We start from the raw sequence: 24,403 nt of genomic DNA on the forward strand, positions 1-24,403 counted from the left end.
TTGCTGGGAGCGCTCCCGCCCGATCTCGCTCCGAGAAACGGAGGATCCACAGTGCGTCTACTCACGTCCGACCGGTCCGACGGACCCACCCGGACCCCCGCCCGCAAGTCCCTGCGAGTCCTCGTCCTCGTGTCGGCCCTGATGGTCGCCATGCTGCCCTGGACCGGCGCGGCCCAGGCCCACGGCACGATCATCAACCCGGCAAGCCGCGCCTACCAGTGCTGGAAGAGCTGGGGCAACCAGCACACCAACCCGGCGATGCAGCAGCAGGACCCGATGTGCTATCGCGCGTTCCAGGCCAACCCCGACACCATGTGGAACTGGATGAGCGCGCTGCGCGACGGCCTCGGCGGCCAGTACCAGGCCCGCACCCCGGACGGGCAACTGTGCAGCAACGCCCTCTCCCGCAACGACAGCCTGAACCAGCCCGGAGCGTGGCGGACGACCACCGTCGGCCGTAACTTCACGGTTCAGCTCTACGACCAGGCCAGCCATGGTGCCGACTACTTCCGGGCCTACGTCACCAAGCAGGGGTTCAACCCGGCCACCCAGCGGGTCGGGTGGGGCAACCTCGACCTGATCGCGACGACGGGCCGCTACGCGCCGTCGCAGAACATCTCGTTCAACGTCTCCGTCCCCAGCGGGCGCTCCGGAAACCACGTCCTCTTCGTGATCTGGAAGGCGTCGCACATGGACCAGGCGTACATGTGGTGCAGCGACATCAACATCGTCTGACCGACACCCGGCACCACGGCACCACTCCGGCCCAGGACCGCTGCGTCCTGGGCCGGATCGCGTCACCCGGGACCGGCACCGCCCGGGCAGGCGCCCAGTCGACCATTGACATCCCGCCGACACTCCGCCGACACTTGGCCGTACAGAAATCGATGTCTATCGATTGGATTGCTGCGTCGTGCCTGATCGAGCGGAAAGCACGGTGACCCGATGAGCGAGACACCCGTTACCAGCGCGACCCACAGCCGGCGCGGTCGCATCAGACGGCTGGTCAGCACCGCCTGCGCCGCCCTGCTGGCGGTCACGGTGACCGCACCGGCCAGCACCGCCCACGCCGACGCGGCCGGCACCCGCCCGGTCATCACCGCCAACCAGACCGGCACCCACGACGGCTACTTCTACGCCTACTGGAAGGACATGGGCGACAGCACCATGGTCCTCGGCCACCAGGGGCAGTACAGCGCCCGGTGGACCGGCATCAACAACTGGTTCGGCGGCAAGGGGTGGGCGACCGGCGGCCGGCGGACCTTCGACTACTGCGGCACCTTCCACCCGGGCGGCAACTCGTACCTGGCCCTGTTCGGATACACGACCAACCCGCTGACCGAGTACTACATCGTGGAGAACTGGGGCACCTACCGACCGACCGGCACCCCGATGGGCACCGTCGTCAGCGAGGGCGGCACCTACGACATCTACCGCGCGCAACTCGGTGTCGGCAGCACGCCGTACTTCCGGTACTACAGCGTCCGCCAGCAGAAGCGCTCCGCCGGCACCATCGACACCGGCGACCACTTCGACGCGTGGGCGCAAGCCGGGATGCGCCTCGGTACCACCATGGGCTACATGATCATGGCAACCGAGGGGTACCAGAGCAGCGGATGGTCCCAGGTCACGGTGGACGGCACCCCGACCGGCCCGGCGCGGTGCGCCCCCAGCCGTACCTGACGAGCGCACCCCGGCAGCCTCCACTATCGGCGTTCGTAGAAGGTGATGCTCACCCCGCCGGGTGCGAAGCCCGGATCGGAGCTCAGCCAGGTGTTGGCGTTCAGGAAGGCGTACGGGCCGCCAGTGCGGGTCTCGAAGGTCGGCACCAGCCGGCCGAACTGCCCGCAGTTGCGGACCAGAATCAGCTCACCGTCACTGGTCGACAGGTGTACCGGGCGTCCAGGGTCGTGGTCGAGCCGCTGAGCTGGTAGTCCGCGCCGCCGGCGAGGATCGACCCGGTCACCCGACCACTGAGTGTCCCACCAGTGATGGGAATGATGGTACGGGTACCGCGCTTGCTGGCACCGACAGCGAGGGTCGAGCCGAGGGTGACCGACGCGGTGAACACGCTGGCGCCCCGCGTACCGCTGCCCGTCGCGCAGTTCCAACTCTGGTGGGGCAGACCGACGGGATCCGTGAGCTGGACCCGCGGTTCGGTCGTGGTGACACCGGCGACGTCGTAGATGGCGAGAACGAGGGTGTTGGTCGCGGTGTCGACCGTCCGGGTACCGACGAACGTGCCGGTATTCAGCCAGGCGTACGGGCTGGAGTTCGGTGCCTCGAAATCGGGCACGATCCGGACCGGGGCGGCGCCGGCGGGGGCGACACCGCAGCTGCGCAGATAGATGAGGGTGCCGTCACTGGCGCGCAGCACGTTGATCTGCTCGACCTCCAGCGCTCCGTTGGTCAGGGTGAGCTCCAGGTCGAGCCCGCCGGTGAGCACGCTGCCGCTGAGCCGCTCCCCGACGAACGATCCGCCCGTCACGTCGAGGATGCGGCGCTGGCCGTACGGGGTGGTGCCCACCTCGTGGACGGCGCCCAGCTGGCCTGTCACGCGCAGCACCAGGCGCCCCCGCGTCGGCGACACGATGCCAGTGGGCATGTTGCACGTCCAAGATGGGTCGGGCACGATCGTCGGCTCCGTGCCACCGGGCGGCGTACTCGGGGTGGGCGAGGTCGACGGCGACGGCGTGCTGCTCGGCGTGGGTGTAGGGCTCGGTGTGGGCGATTGCGGCGCGGACGGTGAACCCGACGGGGTCACGCTACCCGTGCACGGCGTGCCGTTGAGCGCGAAATCGGTCGGAGCCGGATTGCTGGCGTTGTTCCACGACCCGTTGAAGCCGATCGCCGTTCCCGCTCCGGTGGCGAGGCTGCCGTTCCACCCCGCGTCGACGACGGTGACCTGGGTGCCGGCCTGACTCACGGAGCCGTTCCAGAGCTGGGTGACCTGTTGCCCGGCGACGAACGACCAGGTCAGCCGCCAACCGCTGATCGGGTCACCGAGGTTGGTCACGGCGACGTTGGCACCGAATCCGCCCGGCCACTGGCTGGTGACCGTGTAGGTCACCCGGCACCCGGTGGCGGCGTACGCCGAGGTGGCGATGCCACCGACGGCGACGGTGACGGCGACTGCGATCGCCGCGACGAGCAGGCGCCTACCGTGGGCGACGATCCTCATCCGACCCTCCCGCAACGACCACCCGACGCCAGGCACGAAGGGTTACGTTGCAGAAAGTGTCCCGACCGGACAAGAATCTGTCAATCGATGGTTCACGATCTATGCGAGTGCGGCGACCAGCAGGCAGGCCCGGTCCGATCAGGTACCGGGGATCGAGAAGGTGCCACACCTCGGGTCGGGCCGTTCCAGTCGTACCCGACGGCTACATTCAGGTCTCCTCGACACTCCCCAAAGGAGACCAGATGACCCTGCTCCGCCGTGTCCTCCTGCCGATCGGTGCCACTCTCCTCGCGGCAGCCATCGCCACACCCGCGACGGCCGCGACCGCCCCGACGCTCCTCGAGAGCGCGCACGTCGGCTTCGACGATCCGAACACCAGCCGGACCCTGACCGTCGACCTCAGCCGCATCGACGGGGTGGCCCAACTGGATGTCGAATACTGGTCCCGCTCCTGCACCGAATCCGCTGGCCTGGAGACCTGCGAGACGATTTTCCGGCAGGCGTACGACCAGACGCCGTCACGGGCCAGGATGTCGCTGCAGGGTGCCTCGGCCGCCGGGGTGGTGACCTACTCGCAGACCGTGCGGACATGCACGTACGGACCGGTCGACGAAGCGGGCGAACGCCCGGAGTCGTGCACGGATGCCCCGGAGACCATGGGCACGACCAGCGTGAAGATCACCTGGACCGGGACCGGCGAGGTGGTTCAGGAATTCCGGACTGACGAGGAGGGCACCCGCTACGTCACGCAGCGGCGGACTGCCGCCGTAGTGGGCACCGCGTTCGGCGAGTCGTTCCCGGTCGAGCAGTCACTGATCACGTCGCTGGGCCGCACCTGGAAATTCCCGGCGGCCTGACCGGCACTGCCAGCAGGCCCAGGCCATGCCGAGGAGACAAGTCACCGATCTTGGCCTGGGTCTGCAGGACGGCCTGCTGGGTGTAACCAGCCGCTGGGTAACCCCCCGGGGAGCGGGCCCGCTCCCCGACCCTCCCCGGTAAGGGCCGCGACAGCGACAGGCCCGTTACCGAATGTCCGGCAACGGGCCACGTGACGTGCTCGTACAGCTGGTGGGCGATACTGGGTTTGAACCAGTGACCTCTTCCGTGTCAAGGAAGCGCGCTCCCACTGCGCCAATCGCCCTCGTTGTTGACGAGGTGGAGACGGGATTTGAACCCGTGTACACGGCTTTGCAGGCCGTTGCCTCGCCTCTCGGCCACTCCACCGAGGTTGCCCCCGACGTGTCGTGGTGGCATCTCCGAGCGGACGACGGGACTCGAACCCGCGACCCTCACCTTGGCAAGGTGATGCGCTACCAACTGCGCTACGTCCGCATATGCTCGGCTTTCCCGCCCCGCCGGGGCGCTCCTGCCGACGAATGAGAACTCTAGCCGAGCCGTCGCGCCGTTGCCAACTCGGGGTCACCTCGGCGCGCCCGACGCCGATGCGCTGGACAAACCCCCCATCGCGGCACGGACGGGCTCCCGCCGGAACCCGTCATGCGAGGCGGGTTCGGGTTAGCCGATCTCCGCCCCGACGTGAGTCAGGAAATTGACTGGTAACTCATCGTATCGATGATAGTGCGTTACCGTGTTCGCCGTGACAAGACGTTCGGCCGAGATACGCCTTGACTCGCTGCTGCGGACCGCCTGCGAGGTGATCGTGCAACGCGGGCTGGCGAACACCCGTACCGCTGATGTCGCCGAAGCGGCGGGAGTCAGTCAGGCGCTGGTGTTCTACCATTTCTCGACCAAGGACAGGCTGCTCGCCGAGGCGTTCGCGTACGCCGCCGAACAGGACCTGGCCAGGCTCGACGCCGTCGTGCGGTCGACAGCCGGGCCACTGGAAAAGATCAAGAAGATCATTCGGTTGTACGCGCCGACCGGCCGCACCAAGTCGTGGGCACTCTGGATCGACGGCTGGTCGGAATCGATGCGTACCCCCGCGTTGAACCGGGTGTGCCGCAATCTCGACCTGCGGTGGAAGGAGGCGCTGACCGGGGTGATCGCCACCGGATGCGCCGACGGCACCTTCACCTGCCCGGATCCCAAGGGCGCGGCGTGGCGGATCAACGCGCTGATCGACGGACTCGCGGTGCAGGCGACGATGCACGACCGGGTCGTCTCCCGGCGACAGCTCACCGAGTGGATCCGGTTGGCGGTCGCCCGGGAGATCGGATGCACACCGAACGAACTGGCCTGACCATCGCGTCTATCGAAGCGGTTCAATCAGCGTCGGCGAGCAGCGTGACGACGTCCGGGCGCCGCAGGGTCCCGTCGACCACGTACACCCGGTGCCGTCGGGCGAGCTGTCCGCCGGCCGGCACCGGCACCGGGGTGTCGAACGCCAACGCCGCGCAGACCCCTGGGTAGCCGCCGGCACGCACGAACCAGTGGTCGCCGTCGCCGAGGCCGGTGAAGATCACGGTGTACGGCGACCCATCGGCGCCCTGACCGGTCAGCGCGACCCACGGCGCGGTGCTGCCGTTGACCGTCTCCTCTCCGTCGGCGTCGACGGTGAACACGGTGGGTGTGCCGGGGGCCAGCCGCCAGAAGAAGCCGCCGTACCCGGCTCCGCCGGGGCGTCCGTTGGTCGCCGGGCTGCCGAGGATGATCTCCCGGTCGGCGGGGGCGGTCAAGGAGTACCCGATCTCGAAGCGCCAGGCGGTGGTGTCCCCGGCGACCTCGCCGACGGTCACCGCACGCTCCTCGGTCAGCAGGGTGGCGCCCGCCGGATCGCACCACCGTAGCCGCTGCCGGAACCCGTCCGGGGCGCGGTCGAGCCAGCTGTCGTGGACGATCCGACCGTGGTCGTCGCGCCAGGTGTAGCCGGTGTCGCGGACGTAGGTCCGCCCGCCCCAGAGGTTGGTCCCGGAGACGTCCTGCATGGTGACGGAGACGCCGAGGTGCCAGCGGTGGTCCTCCGGCAGGGTGTCGGTCACCGGCACCCCGGCGAGCGTACGCACGGGGTGCAGGTACGGCCGGGGCGAGTACCGGGGGTCGACGTCGGGGTGGACCACGTACTCGGCGACGGGGCGTCCCGCCACGCGCAGGACCAGGTTGTCGGTCATCGTGCTCCTTCCGTACGCCTTTCCCCCATTAGGAAAGCGCTTGCCGATTGTGCCAGGTCGAGCGCCGTGACGGTGGCCGGCAGCCGACGTCGGCACCACTGCCCGACGGCCAGCGCCGGGACGGATAATCAACCGCAGGCGGCGACGTGGCATGCGGCGTCAGAGGGCCGCCGTCGAGGGGAGACCAGGTGCCGGGACCAGCGATCAGCATCCGGGACGTCGCCTTCCGCGCCGGCGTCTCCGTGGGCACCGTGTCCAACGTGCTCAACCGGCCGGACATCGTCGCCGCCGGCACCCGGTCGCGGGTGCTCGCCGCGATCAGTGAACTCGGCTTCGTCCCGAACGACGCGGCCCGGCAGTTGCGCCGGGGCCGGGGGCGCACCCTGGGCCTGGTGGTCCTCGACGTGGCCAACCCGTTCTTCACCGACGTGGCCCGTGGCGTCGAGGAGGCCACCAGCACCGCCGGGATGCCGGTGATCTTCTGCAACAGCGACGGCGACGCCGCCAAGGAGAACGCCTACCTCGACCTGCTCGAGGAGCAGCGGGTGCAGGGCGTTCTGATCACCCCGGTCGACGACGCCAGCGAACGCCTGCTGCAGCTGCGGGAACGGGGCGTACTGGTGGTCCTGCTGGACCGCCGATCCCGCCGGCCGGACCTGTGCTCGGTGTCGGTCAACGACCGGCTCGGCGGCGAACTGGCGGTACGGCACCTGATCGACGCCGGGCACCGGCGGATCGCCTTCGTCGGCGGCCCGACCCATCTGGAGCAGGTCCGGGATCGGTACGCCGGAGCGGCGGCGGCGCTCGTCGACGCGGGGCTCAGTGAGCGGGCACTGCGCCGGTTCGACACGCCGAGCCTGACGGTGGCCGCCGGTCGCGACGCCGCCGCCCGGGTGCTCGGGGTGCCCCGCAGCTCCCGGGTGACCGCCGTCTTCTGCGCCAACGACCTGCTCGCGCTCGGCGTTCTGCAAGGGTTGACCCGTCAGCAGGTCCGGGTCCCCGAGAACATCGCCCTGGTCGGCTACGACGACATCGACTTCGCCGCGGCCGCCGCGGTGCCGCTGTCGTCGGTACGTCAGCCCCGGCAGCGCCTCGGCCACACCGCCGCGACGCTGCTGCTCGACGAGGCGGCCAGTCCCGGCACCCACCGCCACGAACAGGTGGTCTTCGACCCGGAGCTGGTCGTGCGGGAGTCCAGCCAGGACGTCCGAGCACCACGTCCGGAGCCCTGACTCCCCTGGCGCAGGGTCGGTGGTCCGCCGGCGGCCCGACCTTGACAGTCACATCGGCGCACTCGTATGTTTGGAGCCCGCATTGAAACGGTTCATACAGGAGGCGACGTGCGGCGGTACTGCTTCCTGCTGCGGGTCCGCCCGGACCGGATCGACGAGTACCGGGCCCGGCACGCCGCGGTCTGGCCGCAGCTGCTGCACGCGCTGCGCGACGCCGGCTGGCACGACTATTCACTCTTCCTGCATCCCGACGGCCTGCTGGTCGGCCATGTCCGCGCCACCGACCTCGCCTCGGCCCAGGCCGCGATGGCCGCGACCGAGGTCAACGCTCGGTGGCAGGCCGAGATGGCGCCGTACTTCACCGATCTCGACGGCCGCCGACCCGACGAGGGCTTCGTCCTGCTCGACGAGATCTTCAACCTTGACGACCAGCTCGCCGCGACCGGCGACGCGTGACCTGGGACGGCGGGGCAGCAGATGCCTGAGGTGACCGCACGGATCAAGGCCGTACTGCGCACGCAGCGGATCGAGGTGCCGTCCTGGGCGTACGGCAACTCCGGCACCCGGTTCAAGGTCTTCACCCAGCCCGGGATTCCCCGGACCCCGTAGGAGTAGATCGCCGACGCCGCCCAGGTGCACGCGGTTACCGGGATCGCCCCGATCGTGTCGCTGCACATCCCGTGGGACCGGGTCGAGGACTACCCACAGCTCGCCCGGTACGCCGTCGACCTCGGTGTACGGATCGGCACCATCAACGCCAACGTCTTCTCCGACGACGACTACCGCCTCGGCAGCGTCACCAACCCCGACCCACGCGTCCGCCGCAAGGCCGTGGCACACCTGCTGGACTGCGTCGACGTGATGGACGCCACCGGGTCGACGGATCTGAAGCTGTGGTTCGCCGACGGGACCAACTACCCCGGCCAGGACAGCATCCGGGCCCGGCAGGACCGGCTCGCCGAGGCCCTGGACACCACGTACGCCCGGCTCGGGGCGCAGCAGCGGCTGCTGCTGGAGTGCAAGCTGTTCGAGCCGGCGTTCTACACCACCGACGTGCCGGACTGGGGTACGGCGTACGCGCACTGCCTGCGCCTGGGCGACCGCGCGCAGGTGGTCATCGACACCGGACACCACGCCCCCGGCACCAACATCGAGTTCATCGTGGCGTTCCTGCTGCGGGCCGGCCGGCTCGGGGCGTTCGACTTCAACTCCCGGTTCTACGCCGACGACGACCTGATGGCCGGTGCCGCCGACCCGTTCCAGCTGTTCCGGATCATGTTCGAGATCGTCGCCGCCGACGCGCTGGACCCGGCGGCCGGCATCAACTTCATGCTCGACCAGTGCCACAACATCGAGCCGAAGATCCCCGGCCAGATCCGGTCGGTGCTCAACGTGCAGGAGGCCACCGCCAAGGCGCTGCTGGTCGACGCCGAGGCCCTGGCCGACGCGCAGGCCGCCGGCGACGTGCTGGGCGCCAACGCCGTACTGATGGACGCCTTCCACACCGACGTCCGCCCGATGCTGCGCGAGCTGCGGACCGAGCAGGGCCTCGACCCGGACCCGATGGCGGCCTACGCCCGCAGCGGCTACCCGCAGCGCATCGTCGCCGAACGTCGCGGCGGGCAGCAGGCCGGCTGGGGAGCCTGACCCGGCCGGCGCTCCGTCGAGGATTGCGCTGGGCACTGGCGGGTAGGTCGGCACGTGCCCGACGACCGCACCCGGCCCGCTCAGCGCACCAGCCGCGAGAGCTGGACGCGGCTGGTGCGCCACGGTTGGACGCGGCTGGCCAGAGAGAGCCGCGCCCGGCTCCGGCACCTGCGCGGCAACATGATCATCCCGGTGCAGGCCGGCCTCGCGGCCGCGCTCGCCTGGCTGCTCGCCGACGATGTACTGCGCAACCCGGACCCGGTGTTCGCCCCGGCGGTCGCGGTCGGCACCATCGTGTCGGCCCTCGGCAACCGCCTACGCCGCACCCTGGAGACCGTCATCGGGGTGGCCGTCGGTATCGGTGCCGGTGACGTCCTGATCGCCCTGATCGGCAGCGGTCCGTGGCAGACCGGGATGATCGTGGCGATCGCCGTGGCGCTGGCGCTGCTGCTGCGCGGCGGCAGCACGCTGCTCGTGCAGGCCGGCGGCACGGCGGTGCTGATCGCCACGCTGGCCCCGGCCAATCCGGACATCGTCGTACCCCGGTTCGTCAACGCGGTGGTCGGTGGCCTGGTCGGGCTCGCCGTGGTGCTGGTGCTGCTGCCGCTCAACCCGCTGCGACTCGTGCAGCGTGCGGTCGGGCCGGCGCTTGACCGGCTGGCCACGCTGTTGGACGATGCGGCGGCGGCGCTGACCGCCGGCGACGCCGCCCGGGCGCAGCGGGCGCTGGACCGGGTGCGGGACTTCGACGAACGCCTGGCCACGCTGCAGGACGCACTCGCGGCGGCGAACGAGGTGGTGACGTTGGCACCGCAGCGGTGGTCGAACCGGCACGTACTGGCCAAGCTGACCAGCAGCGGCGAGCACCTGGAACGCGCGGCCCGCAACTGCCGGTCGATGCTGCGCCGGATCGTCTCGGTGCTCGAGGACGACGAACCGGTGCCGGGTCAACTGCCGACGGCGGTCCGCCAACTCGGCGAGGCGCTGCGCACGATGCACCACGAACTCGACCGGGGTCGGGAGTTCCACCGGACCCGGGAGCAGACGCTCGGGGCGGTCGACCAGTCCGGGGCGGCGTACACCGAAGGGCTCGGCTACTCCGGCAACGTCGTGGTGGCGCAGGTCCGCACGGCCGGCAGCGATCTGCTACGGGCTACCGGGACCGGGCGGCGGGCCGCGAACCGGATGGTCCGCCGCGCCGCCGGGCACAGCCGACCACCGTCACCGCCACCGGCTCCGCCCCGGCCGTGACCGGCCCCAGCCGGTGGCCGGCGACGGTGCCGCCGCCGACTGCCACACATCAGCCGCCGACCGCCACCCGTCACCTGACGGGCCCACCGGTATGGCACCGGTGGCGGGCAGCGGGCCGTCCGGGTCCGCCGTCGACCGCAGCAGCTGGGCCCGGACCCGCATCAGCAGGCCGAAGCCGACGAAGACCATCGCGCCGCCGACGATGAACCAGGCCACCGGGATCCCGAAGGTGTCGCCGGCGGGAATCGCGTCGACCGGCTGTGGACCCCCACCACCGGTGCCGGCCGGGGCGTCGGCGATGACCGCAGGGTCCTCGACGACCGGCGGCACCGACTCGGTCGGCTCCGGGTCGGACTCGCCAGGTTCGGTGACCACCGGCAGGGTGACTGCGGTGTCGGCGAGCAGGTTGACGTCCTCGTCGTATGCCTCGGCGGTGAGGGTCACCCGGCCTTCGGCGTCGTCGGTGAAGCTGAACTGGTACTGCGCCGTGACGGTCCGGTCCTGGCAGAGGGTGCCCGGGTCGAGCGCAACGTCGGTGAGGCGGGCGGTGTCGTCGTCGATCTGCACGTCGACTGCGAACGCCTGGCCCTGTTCCACCCGGGCGGCCCGGATCTGGTCGAACTCGACGCCGTCGACGCGCAGCAGCAGCGACCACCGGACCTTTTCGCAGTCCCCACCGAGGTCCCGGCTGACCACCACGGTCATGCCCACCGGGCCCTCACCGGCGACGGCCTCGTCGGGCAACTCGGTGATCTGGGCCTGGTATCCGCCCTGCGCCGCCGCCGGTGTGGCGGCGAACAGCAGTCCGGCAACTCCGGCCAGCCCGACCGCGACTCCGGTCGCGATTCGCCCCACCGAGCCCACCACCTTCGTCCTTGTCCCACCGATCGTCTCCACCGGCCAGAGGAGGTGCGTACCGGATGGACCGATCATGTCCACCGGCAACGGTACGTGCGTACCGGTTGGTCGGACAGGGCCCAACTTGTCACCCAGCGCAAAGTAAAACGGGCAATTTAACCACCCGTGGTGAACCGGTGACCCCGCGACAAGGTTGGCGACAGTCGGTCGACCCGGCACAATCCGCAGACGTGTCTGCCGACCTGTCGGACTTCGTCCGCGCCCACACCCGCCTCACCCCGGTGGCTCACGTACCCGAACTGCGGCTGCACCAGGCGGCCGAGCCGATCGGGCTGTGGGAGCTGACCGAGGGCGAGTTCCGCAGCGAACAACCGCCACCGTTCTGGGCGTTCGCCTGGGCCGGCGGCCAGGCGCTCGCCCGGTACCTGCTGGACCGGCCGGAGACCGTCGCCGGGCTACGGGTGCTGGACCTGGCCACCGGTTCCGGGCTGGTGGCCGTCGCGGCGGCCCGGGCCGGCGCGGCCGTGGTCCGCGCGGTGGATCTGGACCCGGTCGCGGGTGCCGCCACCCGGCTCAACGCCGCCGCCAACGACGTACGGCTGGACGTCACCGTCGGTGACCTGCTCGACGGTGACCACGGTGACGCCGAGGTGGTGCTCGCCGGTGACGTCTTCTACAGCGCGGCGATGGCGGCCCGGGTGCTGCGGTTCCTGCTGACCGCCGCCGCCGACGGGGCCCGGGTGCTGGTCGGCGACCCGGACCGGGCGTTCCTGCCGCGCGAGCGGTTCACCGAGCTCGGCAGCTACGACGTGCCGGTGCCGCCGGCGCTGGAGAGCGTCCGGGTGCGGCACACCCGGGTCTGGCAGCTACGCCCGCCGGTACGCCGACCGACCCGGACGCTAGCGTGACCGGGTGCTGTTCCGTAACTGGGAAAGGGTCGACGACCGGTGGCCGCCGGTGGCCCGGGTCACCGACCACGTCGGCGTCGACCATCTGCTGGTGACCCGGCACGCCCTGGTCCGGCAGGTGTTGACCGACCCGGGCACGTACCGGCCGGACAACGCCCTGGACGCGGTCACCCCGATCCCCGTCGCGGCGCTGCGGATCCTCGCCTCGTACGGCTTCCGGCTGCCGCCGACGCTGGCGAACAACGGCAGCTCGACCCACCCGGCGATCCGGGCCGCAGTCGCGGAGGTGCTGCACCCGACGCGGGTCACCGCCCAGGTCGGCTGGCTGACCGGGCTGGTCCGCGACCGGGTGGCGGCGCTGGACGCCGCGTTGGCCGCCGGCCGGCCGGTCGATCTGTACGCCGACCTCGCCGCCGACCTGCCGCTGCTGGTCCTGGCCCGGCTGGTCCAGCTGCCGCCGGCGGCCACGGCGACGGTCAAGCGGTTCGCCCGCGCCGCGCTGGAGCTGTTCTGGGCCCCGGTGGACGCGGACCGGCAGATCGAACTGGCGCACACGGTCGGGCGGTTCCACACCGTGCTGCGCGACTTCGCGGTCACCGGCGACGGGTTGGCCGCGACGCTGCGTGCGGCCGGGCAGTCGCCGGACACCGTCGTCGGGGCGCTGTTCTTCCTGCTGGTCGCCGGGCAGGAGACCACCTCGCAGTTCCTGACCCTGCTGCTGCACCGGTTGGTCGGCGAGCCGACGGTGCTCGCCGGGCTGCGCGACGGATCGGTCCGGGTAGACGACGTGGTGGAGGAAGGGCTGCGGCTGGTGCCACCGATCGTCACCTGGCGGCGTCGGGCGGCGGTGGACACCACGCTGGCCGACGTACCGGTGCCGGCCGGCGCGAGCGTGGTGCTCTGGCTCGCCGCCGCCGGCCGCGACCCGGCGCTGGTGGCCGGGACCGACCAGTTCGTGCCCGGTCAGCGGGGGTCCCGTCGGCATCTGGCCTTCGGCGCCGGGGCCCATCGGTGCGTCGGGGCGCAGCTGGCCCGGATGGAGACGGCGGTGGTGGTCGAGCAGGCGCTGCCGCTGCTGGTCGGCGCCGACGTGGTCCGGGCACCGTGGTCGCCGGACAACCTGTCGTTCCGGATGCCCGACACGTTGCTGATCCGCCGTCCGACGGCGGCCGGCGGACCAACTGACGGGGCAGACCAACTGACGGGGCAGATCGGCAGGCGGAGGCCGGTCAGCTGACGTCGTCGGCCCAGGCCCGCCAGTCGTCCAGGACGCCGTAGAGCGCCGGCGTCAGCCAGCCCGACGCGGAGCGGCGGAACACCCCCGGCTCCATGCCGCCGGCACCGTCGGGGACCGCCCCGACCATGGTCGGCACCAGCTCGCTGAGGTTGGCCCAGTGCACCAGCTCCGGCTCGGCCGGCCAGGCACCGAGGACCACCCCGGCCGGGACCGCCCGGCGCTCCAGCGCCTCGAGAGTCAACGCGGTGTGGTTGAGCGTGCCGAGCCCGGCCCGGGACACCACCACGGCCGGCGCGCCCAGCGAGACCGCCAGGTCGGCCACCGTCCAGGGCTCGCCGGAGGGTCGCAGCCCCATCGGCACCAGCAACCCGCCCGCGCCCTCGACGAGCACCAGGTCGTGTTTGTCGGCCTCCGCGCGTACCGCGTCGACGGCGGCGTACAGCTCCAGCGGTTCGGCGCCGGCGACCCGGGCGGCGGCAAGTGGCGCGAGCGGCTCCGGATAGCTGACGAGGGTGCGTACGGCCGCCGGATCGGCGAGGCGGGCCACGACGTCGGCGTCCGGCGGCTCACCGGTCGCCGTACCGGTCTGGCCGGGTTTGACCATCGCCACCCGCAACCCGGCGGCCTGCGCCGCGACCGCGATCGCCGAGGTCACCACGGTCTTGCCGACACCGGTGTCGGTGCCGGTGACCACGACCGGCCCCTGCCAGCCGGTCACGGCGCGCACTCCACGATCACGTCCAGCGCGTGGTCGAAGTCGGCCCGGGGCACCCCGACGTTCACGGTGATCCGCAGCCGGGCCCGTTGGTCCGGGGTGGACGGCGGCCGGAAACAGCCGACCGCCACCCCCTTGTCGTGACAGGCCCGCGCCCAGGCCACCGCGGCCTGCGGGTCGGGCGCACCGACCGAGACCACCCCGGCCGCCGGTGGGCCGCCGACGGTCGCCCCGGCGGCGGTGAACCGGCGTACCGCCGCCGACACCCGGTCGGCCAGCTCGGTGCGCAACCGGTCGCCGGCACGGGCGTGCCGCAGCGCCACCAGCGCCCCGGCGGCCACCGCCGGCGGCAGCGCGGTGTCGAAGATGAACGTCCGTCCGGTGTCGATCACGTGCCGGATCAGCGGCTCGGGGCCGGCCAGCACTCCCCCGGCACCGCCGAGCGCCTTGGACAGGGTCGCGGTGACCAGGACGTCGGGCGCGCCGGTGAGCCCGGCGGCCGCGACGCCGCCGGCACCGCCGGGTCCGATCACGCCGAGGGCGTGCGCGTCGTCGACCAGCAGCAGCGCCGCATGCCGGCGGGTGACGGCGTGCAGGGCGGCCAACGGTGCCAGGTCACCGTCGACGGAGAAGACCGATTCGGTGACGACCACCGCCGGCCGGCCGGGGTACGCGGCGAGCAGGGCGTCCACCGCGGCCGGGTCGGCATGCCCGACGACCTCGGTCTGCGCACCGGTGAGGCGGCAGCCGTCGATCAGCGAGGCGTGGTTGTGCGCGTCGGACACCAGCAGGGTACGCGGCTGCGTCACCGCCCGGATCGCACCCAGGTTCGCCAGGTAGCCGGAGGAGAAGACCAGGCTGCGTTCGGTGCCGAGCCAGTCGGCGAGCTCCGCCTCCAGCGCGGTGTGCGCGTCGGTGGATCCGCGCACCAGTCGGGAGCCGGTCGCGCCCAGTCCGTACCGGTGCAGTGCGGTGGCCGCCGCCGCGACCACCTCGCGGTGGGTCGTCAGGCCGAGGTAGTCGTTGCCGGCCAGATCGACCTGCCCGTCGCCGGCCGCCCGGGGGCGCAGCTCCCGGGTCAGCCCGGCCGTGGCCCGCAGGGCGGCGCGCCGCCGCAGGCCGTCCCACCAGTCCGCCACGGCTCCCCCTCGTCACTCGCGCCGCCTTGTAGGGTACGACCATGTCGCAGATCCTCGACCTAGCCCGCGCCCAGGTTCTGGAACGTGGCGTCGGCCTCGACGAAGCCGGTGTCCTGGCCGTGCTGCGGCTGCCCGACGAGCAGTTGCCGGCGCTGCTGCAGCTCGCGCACGAGACGCGGATGCGCTGGTGCGGGCCGGAGGTCGAGGTCGAGGGGATCGTCTCGCTGAAGACTGGCGGTTGCCCGGAGGACTGCCACTTCTGCTCCCAGTCGGGGTTGTTCACCTCCCCGGTGCGGGCGGTGTGGCTGGACATCCCCTCGCTGGTCGAGGCGGCGAAGCAGACCGCGGCGACCGGGGCGAGCGAGTTCTGCATCGTGGCCGCTGTGCGGGGTCCGGACGCGCGCCTGATGAAGCAGCTCCGCGAGGGTGTCGCGGCGATCCGGGCCGAAGTGGACATCCAGGTCGCGGCGTCGGTGGGAATGCTGACCCAGGAGCAGGTCGACGAGCTGGTCGAGATGGGTGTGCACCGGTACAACCACAACCTGGAGACCTGCCGCTCCTACTTTCCGAACGTGGTGACGACGCACACCTTCGAGGAGCGTTGGGAGACGCTGCGGATGGTCCGCGACTCCGGCATGGAGGTGTGCTGCGGCGGCATCCTCGGCCTGGGTGAGACCATCGAGCAGCGGGCCGAGTTCGCCGCGCAGCTGGCCGAGCTGGACCCGCACGAGGTGCCGCTGAACTTCCTGAACCCGAGGCCGGGAACGCCGCTGGGTGACCGGCCGGTGGTCGACGCGCGGGACGCGCTGCGGGCGATCGCCGGGTTCCGGTTGGCGATGCCCCGCACGATCCTGCGGTACGCCGGTGGCCGGGAGATCACCCTTGGCGACCTGGGTACCCGCGACGGGCTGCTCGGCGGGATCAACGCGGTGATCGTCGGCAACTACCTGACCACGTTGGGTCGTCCCGCGACCGAGGATCTGGCGCTGTTGGCCGATCTGAAGATGCCGGTCAAGGCCCTGTCGGCGACGATCTGAGACCGCCGTGCAGGACGCGATCTGGTGTGACCGCTGCGGTACGCCGGCCGACACCGGCCGGCACGCCGACTGCGTCGCCGCCCGCACCTTCGAGCCGCCGCGCTACTGCACCCGGTGCCGCCGCCGGATGACGGTGCAGGTGCTGCCGGCCGGCTGGTCCGCACGCTGCGTCGAGCACGGCGTGGTCGACCCGTCGACGGTGTCGGCCGATGACTGACCCGGCCACGGAGGTGGCCGTGCGGGCGGCGACGGAGGCGGACTGGCCGGGCATCTGGCGGTGCCTGGCCCCGGTCGTGGCCGCCGGGGAGACCCTCACGGTGGATCCGACGGCGCCGGAGGAGTCGGTAAGGCGGTACTGGATGTCGCTGCCGCACCGGGGCCGTCTGGTGGTGGCGGTCGATCCGGCCGGCGCGGTGCTGGGCTCCGCGCGCAGTCAGCCGAACCAGGGTGGCGCCGGCGACCATGTGGCGAACGCGTCCTTCGTGGTCGACCCGGCCGCGTCGGGGCGGGGTGTCGGCCGGCGACTTGGTACGTACATGGTGGAGTTGGCCCGGTCGGACGGTTACCGGGCGATGCAGTTCAACGCGGTGGTGGAGACGAACGTGCGGGCGGTGGCGCTGTGGCGCTCGCTCGGCTTCGACATCCTGGCCACGGTGCCGGCGGCGTTCCGGCACCCCCGGCACTCCTACGTCGGCCTGCACGTGATGTACCGGCGATTGTGAACCCGGACAGACCGTCACCACGTCGACACCGCTCTATCGCATTTCCGACACGAAGAGTTATTGGGCGATAATTCTGCGTAAGCCTGCTCCTCGGCGGTCCCGCCCGACCGCCGGATCAGCAGGAGGAGACGTGACACGTGGCAGCTGACCCAGGCCCGGCCAGCACCAGCGCCCGCACCGGCACCGCCGTACTCGTCATGACGTTGCTCGCCGCAGCCGGTCTGGCCGGCGCCGCCCCGGCGGTGGCCACCCCGGCCGACGGGGTGAGCGCCCCCGCCGCCCGCGACACCGGCGAGGCCACCACCGAGGCGATGATCCAGGCGTACCTGACCAGCTACCCGGGGATGACCGCCGACACCGCCGCAGCCGCCGTCGCCGCCCAGGCCCGGGGCGACCTGCTCAAGGCCGACCTCGTCGCCCGGTCGGCCACCGTCGGCGGGGCCTGGTTCGATCCGCACGCGGCGACCTACCGGGTCGCGGTCACCAACCCCACCGCCGCCGCCGGGATCACCGCCGTCGGCCGCCGACACGGGATACCGGTCCGCACCCACCAGGTCACCCGCACCTATGCCGAACTGGAACGGCAGGCCGAGGCGTTGCGTACCGGCCGGGACCCGCTCGGCGCGGCCGCCGCCGGACGGGTCGGCATCGACGTGACGGACAACAGCGTCGTGGTCGCCGTCGCGCGACAGCGACAGGCCGCGCTCGCCGGGCGCGCCCCCGCCGGAGTACGGGTGGTCGCCGCCGACAGCCACGTCGTCGACCTCGACGCCTGCGTCTCCCGGGCCGACTGCACCGACAGCCTGCGCTCGGGGCTGGTGATCCGCCGACCGGGCGCGACCTGTTCCGCAGGCTTCACCGCCCGGGGCAGCACCGGCATCCGCTGGCTGCTGACGTCCGGCCACTGCGCCGGGCTCGACGCCGCCTGGTCCACCGGCACCACGACCCCCACCGTCGTCGGCACGATGACCGACGCGATCGACTCCGGCCGGGTCGACGCCGGCGCCATCCAGGTCACCGACGCCGGCTACCACGGCGACACCGTCGGACGGATCTACCTGCACGGCGTACCCGGCCGATCGGTGCCGGTCGACGGCGCGGCCGCGACCATGGGCTTCATCCTGCAGGGCGAGACCGTCTGCCTGGCCGCCCGGGTCACCCAACCCGCCAGCCCGGGCAACCCGTGCGGCACCATCACCTCGGTCAGCGACCCGCAACGGCGCGGCATGGTCCGGGTCGACGGGTACGACGCCTGCCCGGGCGACAGCGGCGGCGGCTGGTACTGGCTCGGCTCCAGCGGCACCCGCTGGGCGTACGGCCTGCACAGCCGGAGCACCAGTGGCTGCAACTCGGCCCCGCACACCTCGTGGTTCAGCCCGCTGCCGTCGTTCTGGAGCGGGCTGACCTACGAACGGGGCTGACCGGGTTGGCCATAACACCCGGACGATATCCATGATGATGGGTATCCAGAAAACTACATAGAGCGACAAGATGAGGGCTGAGTGTGCCCAGGAACCATCGAGGGCACCGGACGACTCGCCGAAGGGATCCCCCGTGACAGTCTCCGCGATCCGGAAAGTGTTCACCACCGGCCTGCTCGCCCTGCTGGTGGCGGTCGGACAACCGGCCCCGGCGCAGGCCGCCGGCCCGCTCGGCGAGATCCGCCGGGCCGGTGGTGCCACCGCCGTGGCGGACAGCTACGTCGTCGTCCTGCACGCCGACCCCGCCGCCGACCCCGCGACGACCGCCCACCGGCTCACCGCCCGCTACGGCGGCACTGTGCACCACGTCCTGCGCGCCGCGCTCACCGGATTCACCGTCTCGATGTCCGCTCGGGCGGCCCGCCGCCTCGCCGCCGATCCGGCGGTCGCCCACGTCGAACAGGACCACGTCGTCACCCCGCTGAACGCCGGCGTACAGCTGAATCCGCCGTCCTGGGGCCTGGACCGCATCGACCAGCGCTATCTGCCGCTCGACGGCCGGTACGCCTACCCGTCGACCGCGCCGAACGTTCGGGCCTACGTGATCGACACCGGGGTACGGCGGTCCCACACCGACTTCGGCGGCCGGGTGGCCACCGGATTCGACGTTATCGACGGTGGACCCGCCGACGACTGCAACGGCCACGGCACGCACGTCGCCGGGATCATCGGCGGCCGGGCACACGGGGTGGCCAAGGCCGTCCAGCTGGTGCCGGTACGGGTACTCAACTGCGCCGGGTCGGGCACCACCGCCGGGGTCATCGCCGGAATCGACTGGGTCACCGCCAACGCGGTCCGGCCAGCGGTCGCCAGCCTCGCCCTCGGTGGCGGGGCGAGCACCGCGCTGGACACCGCCGTGACCGCCTCGATCCGTTCCGGGATCAGCTACGCGGTTCCCGGCGGCAGTTCCGCCACCAGCGCCTGCAACACCTCCCCCGCCCGGGTGCCCGCCGCGCTCACCGTCGCCGGCACCACGATCACCGACGCCCGGATGAGCTCGGCGAGCTACGGGTCGTGCATCGACCTGTTCGCCCCCGGCGCGGGCATCACGTCGACCTGGCACACGACCGACACCGCCACGGTGACGATCAGCGGCAGCTCGATGGCCTCGGCGCACGTCGCCGGCTGCGCCGCGCTGGTGCTGGCGGCCAACCCGACGTGGAGTCCGGCCCAGGTCGCCAACCGGCTGGTGTCGACGGCGACCCCCGGTGTGGTCACCAACCCCGGCACCGGCACCCCCAACCGGCTCGTCCACTGCATCGGCTGACCAGCTCGGACCCGGTCCGGCACGCCGGCACGACCCTGCCCAGAGGAAGGAAACGGATGCCCACCACCGTCACTTTCGACAATCTTCCGCACACTTCGAGTCGACTGCTCGCCGCAGCGCTCACCCTGCTGAGTGTCACCGCGATGCTGCTGATCACCACCGCCGTACCGGCGCGGGCGGCGACCACCCCCGGTATCGATGTCTCACACTGGCAGGGCGCGATCAACTGGACCAGCGTGCGCAACAGCGGAATCGAGTTCGCCTACATCAAGGCCACCGAGGGCACCAGCTACAAGGATCCCCGGTTCAACACCAACTACGTGGCGGCGTACAACGCCGGGGTGATCCGGGGCGCTTACCATTTCGCGCTCCCGGACCGCTCCTCCGGTGCCGTCCAGGCCAACTACCTGGCCAGCAACGGTGGCGCGTGGTCGGCGGACAGCCGTACGCTGCCGGCGGCCCTGGACATCGAGCACAACCCGTACGGCGCGATGTGCTACGGGCTCAGCCAGTCGGCGATGCGCAGCTGGATCAACGATTTCCTGGCCACCTACCGGTCGCGGACCGGCCGGTACGCGGTCATCTACACGACCACCAGCTGGTGGACCAGCTGCACCGGCAACTGGACCGGGCCGTGGAGCAACCACCCGTTGTGGATCGCCCGATGGTCGTCGAGCCCGGGAACGCTGCCGGCCGGCGCCCCGTACTGGTCGTTCTGGCAGTACACCGCGAGCGGCAGCGTCGCCGGTGTCGCCGGGGCGGTCGACCGCAACCACTGGAACGGTACGCGGGCCCGGCTGGTCGCCCTGGCCAACAACACCTGAGTCGGCGACCGGTGGACCCGCTGACGGACCGCAACGGCCAGCGCCGGTCGGCGGTCACAACGGCGGGTCCACCGGCACCGGGTTGCGCCGACCGCGCAGCGCCAGGTCGAACACGACGATCGTCAGCAGCACCAGGTTGACGCAGCCGGCGACCCACACCGGCGGCAGGTGCGGCAACGCCGGGGCGAGCAGCACCAACGCCCCGGTGCCGGCCAGCAGCGGCCAGCCGAACCGGCCGAAGACCTCGTACTCGAACCGGCTGCGACCGAGCAGGAAGACCACCGCACCCCCGACGATCACGATCGACCAGCTGGCCGGAATGGTGCCGGTCGGCTGGTCGATGACCAGCTTCGCGCTGGTGGCGGTCGCCACCACACCGGCGATCATCAGCAGGTGGGTGAACGGTGCCGCCCGGGTGAACTGGCCCGGTGTGCGGGCGGCCTCGATGGCGTTGGTCAGTTGGGCACCGGCACAGTGCACGTAGATCCGGAACAGGATCGCGGCGCTGGCGAACGCCACGACGAACCCGATCGTCCGACCGGGCGTGACGGCGTCACGGCTGAACGCCAGCCCGGCCACCAGGATGATGTCGCCGAGGGCGATGATGAAGAACTGGTGGTACCGCTCGGCCAGATGCTCGGCCGTCGGGTTGAACTGGCTCGCCGGGACCGACCGGCGGCCGGGCACCGGGTAGCCGGCAGCGAACACGGCGTACTCGAGCGCCAACGCGACCGCCCAGAGCAGCAGCTGCGCGGTGCCGCCGAGGACGGCGCCGACCAGCCACGGCACCGCGGAGACACCGAACCAGGCCCAGATCCGCAGCGCCCGCTGGCGCGCCATCTGCTCGTGCAGCAGCAGAAAGAAGAACAGACCTCGACCGAGGTGGATGGCCACGTACGCGCCGGCGAACAGCAGGGCGCGGTCGCCGAAGGCCGCCGGCAGCGCCGCCGCCATCAGCAGCGCCCCGAACATGACGCCGACCGTCACGGCCTTGATCGCGGTGCTGTCCGGGTTGTAGAGGTCGGTGACCAGGGTGGTGATCACCCAGACCCACCAGATCGCGAGCAGCAGGATCGCCGATTCGACGGCACCGACCAGGCTGAGCCGGTTCACCAGGGTCTCCGACAGCAGCGCGAGGGCGACGACGAAGACCAGGTCGAAGAAGAGCTCCAGGAACGTGGCCCGGCGCGGTGCCTGCTCGCCGCGCAGCAGTCCGAGCCGGTTGTCAGCGGTCACGACGGCGCCACCGGAGTCGACCGTCGACTCCGTTGATGGTAGGCGAAGAAGACCGGCATATCGGTCTTATCGTACGGGTCTCCGGCCGGTCGGCGCTGAGGATCGCCAGCGCCGACCGGCCGGTCCGGGCGTCAGACCGTGGTGCAGACCGCACCGTTGAGGCTGAACGAGGTCGGTCGTGGGTTGCTGCCCGGATGGGTGCCGTTGAACCCGATGCTGGTGCTCGCGCCCGGAGCGAGGGCACCGTTCCAGGACGCGTTGGTGGCGGTCACCTGGTTGCCGCTCTGCGACCAGGTGGCGGACCAACCCTGGGTGAGGAGCTGACCACCGGGGAAGGCGAACCGCAGCGTCCACCCGTTGATCGGGGAACCGCCCATGTTGGTGATCGTCACCGTGCCGGTGAACCCGGTGGACCAGTCGTTGGTGCCGTAGGCCACCCGGCAGCCCAGCACCGGCAACGTGCCGGTCGGCGACGGGGTCGGCGACACCGACGGACTCACCGACGGCGACGGGCTGACCGACGGGCTCACCGACGGCGACGGCGTGGGCGAGACCGACGGGCTCGGTGAGACCGACGGGCTCACCGACGGCGACGGGGTCGGTGACGGTCCGTCCGGCTCCTGCCCCCAGATCAGCTGGCCACCGTCGTAGAGCGGCACCGACCGGTTCGGCCCGGCGCTCGCCTGGTACGACGGGTCGTTGGCCGGATTCCAGGTGCCACCCTCGGCGACCCCGATCTTGAGTTGCACTTCCATCCGGTGCGCCGACTGACCAGCCGGAGCGATGGTGTGACCGGTGCAGTCGACCTCGACGTACCACAGGTCACCGGAGTGCTGCCGGGCCTCGGTCGGTTCCGGGCACCCCTGGCTGTACGGGCTGCTCACCTGGAGCGTGCCGGAGCCGTCCCGCACGAAGTAGTACCGGAAGGTGGCCCGGGTCAACACCCGCGCAGGGAAGGCCGACTTGTTGTAGATGATCACCTTGACGCCGGTCGACCGGGTCTCGTTCTGCATGATCGTCGTCTCGACCGACATCTCGTCGATGTCCGGTGCCTGCGGTTGCGGGAAGTTGGCCAGTGGGGTGCCGCCGTACTCGATGTGGAGTCTGGCCAGGGCGGAGGTGAAGCCGGCGTTGTAGTCGGTGGCGACCTCGTTCATGACGTAGTCGTCCCGCCGGTCGGTGTACGCGTCGTCGGGCGCCGACGGACCACCGACCAACGCGCCGTACAGCACGTGCCGGGTCTGCTCGGGCACCTGCATGCTGTCCCACCAGGACCCGTGCGCGGTGCGATGGTGCGGGTTGCGCGGCGAATTCGCCCCGAAACCGATGACGTAACTGGAATTGCGCGGGTTGTCGCCGAGCGCGTAGTCGATCTGCCGCACCGCGAAGTCGTGGTAGCGGGTCCGGCGGGTGGCGTCGGTGGTGTTGTCGCTGTAGACCAGCGCGGCGAACGCGGTGTTCGCCGCGTAGCGCAGTGCGCCCCAGGTGTCCAGCACGGCCATGCCACCGGGCGAGGTACGGATCCTCTCGCCGTTGACCCCGACGGTCCAGTAGTCCAGCCAGCGGTTGGCGTCGTCGACGTACTTCTGCTTGCCGGTCAGGTTCGCCAGCAGCACGTACGCGCCGAACTGCTTGTTGTCCCAGGCCAGGGTCCACTTGTAGGCACGGGTGGTGGTCTGCGGTTCGGTGCCGAGGTTGTCGTACTCGGCCTCGGCCTTGGCCAGGTAGGACGCCTCCCCGGTGGCCCGGTGCAGCCAGATCGCGCCCCAGACCAGTTCATCCTGGTAACCGCTCCAGGAGCGGTAGAAGCTGGTCGCGTCGGTGATGCACTCGTGGTACGCCTTACGTACGGTGTCGGCGAAGGTGTAGAGCTGCCGGGCGTGGCGGACCAGCGTGTCGGCGTACGCCGGGTCGGTCGGCCGGAACACCATCGACGACGCGGCCATCGCGGCCGCCGTCTCGGCGGCCAGGTCCGAGCCGCCACAGCTGGCATCGATGCGGTACGCCGGCCGCGCCATCGGCATCACCTCGGCCGGACCCCACCATTTGTGGTCGTCGTCGCCCTTGCCGACCTGGCCGTAGAGCACGTTGGGCGACGGGTGGGCCTTGATGAAGTAGTCGTTGACGAACCGCAGGTTGTTCAGCAGGTGCGGCAGCTGCCCGGAGGCGGTGTAGCCGGCGCGGTACTCGACCGCGCCCCAGGCGAGCATCGTCGTGGTGAATGCCATCGGAAAGCCGAACTTGACGTGGTCTCCGGCGTCGTACCAGCCACCGGTCAGATCGAGGCCGACGTCGGCGCCGTCGGTCAGTGCCGAGTCGCCCCGCCAGGAGACGCGGTTCCACTGCGGCAGCGGGCCGGACTGCTGTGCCTCGTAGAACAGCAGTGACTTCTGCAGGGCCTCGCCGTAGTTGAACGGCCCGGCTGCGGCCGCGCCGGAACGCGGCGCCGCCAGAAGCACCGTGACCGCGGCGAGCAGGACCGCCAGGCCGGCGGCGGCCAGCCGGCGTTGTCGTCGGGTCCGACCAGTGACGACGCTGGCCGGTCTATTGCTTTCGCGCATTACACTCGCTCCTGTCCGTGGAGCCGCGCGCGACATCGC

Annotated in this window: 25 protein-coding genes and 3 tRNA genes; 17 read left to right on the forward strand and 11 right to left on the reverse strand. The window is 71.4% G+C overall.

Annotated elements, in window-relative coordinates; all coding sequences use genetic code 11:
- The first annotated feature begins 51 nt into the window (after positions 1-51).
- Together O7608_RS25325 and O7608_RS25330 are read left to right on the forward strand one after the other, a co-directional pair.
- Positions 52-735 (forward strand): lytic polysaccharide monooxygenase auxiliary activity family 9 protein, encoded by a 684-nt coding sequence (locus O7608_RS25325; RefSeq protein ID WP_289206957.1) that lies wholly within the window; start codon positions 52-54, stop codon positions 733-735.
- A gap of 210 nt (positions 736-945) precedes the next feature.
- A complete protein-coding gene (locus O7608_RS25330; RefSeq protein WP_289206958.1) occupies positions 946-1,683 on the forward strand; it encodes a glycoside hydrolase family 11 protein in 738 nt (245 codons plus the stop codon).
- 23 nt (positions 1,684-1,706) lie between these two features.
- Here O7608_RS25330 and O7608_RS25335 read toward each other — a convergent pair whose 3' ends face one another.
- Together O7608_RS25335 and O7608_RS25340 are read right to left on the reverse strand one after the other, a co-directional pair.
- On the reverse strand, positions 1,707-1,829 hold the full coding sequence (locus O7608_RS25335; RefSeq protein ID WP_289206959.1) for a hypothetical protein: 123 nt from the start codon (positions 1,827-1,829) through the stop codon (positions 1,707-1,709).
- 35 nt (positions 1,830-1,864) lie between these two features.
- A complete protein-coding gene (locus O7608_RS25340; protein WP_289206960.1) occupies positions 1,865-3,181 on the reverse strand; it encodes a DUF3237 family protein in 1,317 nt (438 codons plus the stop codon).
- A 242-nt stretch (positions 3,182-3,423) separates the two neighbouring features.
- On the opposite strand from O7608_RS25340, the gene O7608_RS25345 reads away from it, so the two are divergent.
- Positions 3,424-4,038 (forward strand): hypothetical protein, encoded by a 615-nt coding sequence (locus O7608_RS25345; protein ID WP_289206961.1) that lies wholly within the window; start codon positions 3,424-3,426, stop codon positions 4,036-4,038.
- 209 nt (positions 4,039-4,247) lie between these two features.
- On the opposite strand, the gene O7608_RS25350 is transcribed toward O7608_RS25345, so the two are convergent.
- The 3 genes from O7608_RS25350 to O7608_RS25360 form a co-directional block, all read right to left on the reverse strand.
- Positions 4,248-4,322: transfer RNA gene (locus O7608_RS25350), tRNA-Val, on the reverse strand.
- A gap of 12 nt (positions 4,323-4,334) precedes the next feature.
- Positions 4,335-4,405, reverse strand: a tRNA-Cys gene (locus O7608_RS25355).
- Positions 4,406-4,440: 35 nt separating this feature from the next.
- A tRNA-Gly gene (locus tag O7608_RS25360) sits at positions 4,441-4,513 on the reverse strand.
- A 265-nt stretch (positions 4,514-4,778) separates the two neighbouring features.
- Between O7608_RS25360 and O7608_RS25365 the strand changes: the two genes are divergently transcribed.
- Positions 4,779-5,381, forward strand: a complete 603-nt coding sequence (locus O7608_RS25365) for a TetR/AcrR family transcriptional regulator (protein WP_289206962.1) — start codon at positions 4,779-4,781, stop codon at positions 5,379-5,381.
- 22 nt (positions 5,382-5,403) lie between these two features.
- Here the strand turns inward: O7608_RS25365 and O7608_RS25370 are convergent, their stop codons facing one another.
- Positions 5,404-6,249 carry a DUF6807 domain-containing protein gene (locus tag O7608_RS25370; RefSeq protein ID WP_289206963.1) on the reverse strand — a complete coding sequence of 282 codons (846 nt, stop codon included), beginning with the start codon at positions 6,247-6,249 and terminating at the stop codon, positions 5,404-5,406.
- Positions 6,250-6,437: 188 nt separating this feature from the next.
- Between O7608_RS25370 and O7608_RS25375 the strand changes: the two genes are divergently transcribed.
- The 5 genes from O7608_RS25375 to O7608_RS25395 all read left to right on the forward strand — a co-directional run bounded on the left by O7608_RS25375 (position 6,438) and on the right by O7608_RS25395 (position 10,379).
- On the forward strand, positions 6,438-7,481 hold the full coding sequence (locus O7608_RS25375) for a LacI family DNA-binding transcriptional regulator (RefSeq protein WP_289206964.1): 1,044 nt from the start codon (positions 6,438-6,440) through the stop codon (positions 7,479-7,481).
- A 108-nt stretch (positions 7,482-7,589) separates the two neighbouring features.
- The gene (locus tag O7608_RS25380; RefSeq protein ID WP_289206965.1) at positions 7,590-7,937 is read left to right on the forward strand and encodes an L-rhamnose mutarotase; all 348 of its coding nucleotides are present in this window, start codon (positions 7,590-7,592) and stop codon (positions 7,935-7,937) included.
- Positions 7,938-7,958: 21 nt separating this feature from the next.
- Positions 7,959-8,090, forward strand: coding sequence for a hypothetical protein (locus O7608_RS25385; RefSeq protein WP_289206966.1), 132 nt, complete (start codon positions 7,959-7,961; stop codon positions 8,088-8,090).
- A 6-nt stretch (positions 8,091-8,096) separates the two neighbouring features.
- Positions 8,097-9,128: an L-rhamnose isomerase gene (gene rhaI / locus O7608_RS25390; protein ID WP_289211024.1), complete on the forward strand. Its 1,032-nt coding sequence runs from the start codon at positions 8,097-8,099 to the stop codon at positions 9,126-9,128.
- Between the two features lie 54 nt (positions 9,129-9,182).
- The gene (locus tag O7608_RS25395; protein WP_289206967.1) at positions 9,183-10,379 is read left to right on the forward strand and encodes an FUSC family protein; all 1,197 of its coding nucleotides are present in this window, start codon (positions 9,183-9,185) and stop codon (positions 10,377-10,379) included.
- Here O7608_RS25395 and O7608_RS25400 read toward each other — a convergent pair.
- Entirely contained in the window at positions 10,350-11,234 is an 885-nt protein-coding gene (locus tag O7608_RS25400) for a hypothetical protein (RefSeq protein ID WP_289206968.1), read from the reverse strand. The two genes, O7608_RS25395 and O7608_RS25400, sit on opposite strands and share 30 nt — an antisense overlap.
- Positions 11,235-11,467: 233 nt before the next feature.
- On the opposite strand from O7608_RS25400, the gene O7608_RS25405 reads away from it, so the two are divergent.
- Positions 11,468-12,145 (forward strand): class I SAM-dependent methyltransferase, encoded by a 678-nt coding sequence (locus O7608_RS25405; RefSeq protein WP_289206969.1) that lies wholly within the window; start codon positions 11,468-11,470, stop codon positions 12,143-12,145.
- Positions 12,146-12,149: 4 nt separating this feature from the next.
- Positions 12,150-13,382 (forward strand): cytochrome P450, encoded by a 1,233-nt coding sequence (locus O7608_RS25410; protein ID WP_289206970.1) that lies wholly within the window; start codon positions 12,150-12,152, stop codon positions 13,380-13,382.
- On the opposite strand, the gene bioD is transcribed toward O7608_RS25410, so the two are convergent.
- On the reverse strand, positions 13,375-14,109 hold the full coding sequence (bioD, locus tag O7608_RS25415) for a dethiobiotin synthase (protein WP_289206971.1): 735 nt from the start codon (positions 14,107-14,109) through the stop codon (positions 13,375-13,377). The genes O7608_RS25410 and bioD overlap by 8 nt on opposite strands.
- Positions 14,097-15,236 (reverse strand): 8-amino-7-oxononanoate synthase, encoded by a 1,140-nt coding sequence (locus tag O7608_RS25420; RefSeq protein WP_289206972.1) that lies wholly within the window; start codon positions 15,234-15,236, stop codon positions 14,097-14,099. Before O7608_RS25420 ends, bioD begins: the two co-directional genes overlap by 13 nt.
- A 41-nt stretch (positions 15,237-15,277) precedes the next feature.
- Between O7608_RS25420 and bioB the strand changes: the two genes are divergently transcribed.
- From bioB to O7608_RS25450, 6 genes are all read left to right on the forward strand, one after another.
- Positions 15,278-16,273 (forward strand): biotin synthase BioB, encoded by a 996-nt coding sequence (gene bioB / locus O7608_RS25425; RefSeq protein ID WP_289206973.1) that lies wholly within the window; start codon positions 15,278-15,280, stop codon positions 16,271-16,273.
- Positions 16,274-16,280: 7 nt separating this feature from the next.
- Positions 16,281-16,490, forward strand: coding sequence for a biotin synthase auxiliary protein BsaP (gene bsaP / locus O7608_RS25430; RefSeq protein WP_289206974.1), 210 nt, complete (start codon positions 16,281-16,283; stop codon positions 16,488-16,490).
- A complete protein-coding gene (locus tag O7608_RS25435; RefSeq protein WP_289206975.1) occupies positions 16,483-16,995 on the forward strand; it encodes a GNAT family N-acetyltransferase in 513 nt (170 codons plus the stop codon). Before bsaP ends, O7608_RS25435 begins: the two co-directional genes overlap by 8 nt.
- A 137-nt stretch (positions 16,996-17,132) precedes the next feature.
- Positions 17,133-18,416, forward strand: a complete 1,284-nt coding sequence (locus O7608_RS25440; RefSeq protein ID WP_289206976.1) for a chymotrypsin family serine protease — start codon at positions 17,133-17,135, stop codon at positions 18,414-18,416.
- Between the two features lie 133 nt (positions 18,417-18,549).
- Positions 18,550-19,743: a S8 family peptidase gene (locus O7608_RS25445; protein ID WP_289206977.1), complete on the forward strand. Its 1,194-nt coding sequence runs from the start codon at positions 18,550-18,552 to the stop codon at positions 19,741-19,743.
- Between the two features lie 56 nt (positions 19,744-19,799).
- Entirely contained in the window at positions 19,800-20,567 is a 768-nt protein-coding gene (locus tag O7608_RS25450; RefSeq protein ID WP_289206978.1) for a GH25 family lysozyme, read from the forward strand.
- 54 nt (positions 20,568-20,621) lie between these two features.
- On the opposite strand, the gene O7608_RS25455 is transcribed toward O7608_RS25450, so the two are convergent.
- Entirely contained in the window at positions 20,622-21,803 is a 1,182-nt protein-coding gene (locus tag O7608_RS25455) for a low temperature requirement protein A (RefSeq protein ID WP_289206979.1), read from the reverse strand.
- A gap of 131 nt (positions 21,804-21,934) precedes the next feature.
- Entirely contained in the window at positions 21,935-24,364 is a 2,430-nt protein-coding gene (locus O7608_RS25460) for a glycoside hydrolase family 9 protein (RefSeq protein WP_289206980.1), read from the reverse strand.
- Positions 24,365-24,403: the final 39 nt, after the last annotated feature.

Source organism: Solwaraspora sp. WMMA2056 (assembly GCF_030345095.1).
In the GTDB taxonomy this organism is placed as follows: Bacteria; Actinomycetota; Actinomycetes; order Mycobacteriales; family Micromonosporaceae; genus Micromonospora_E.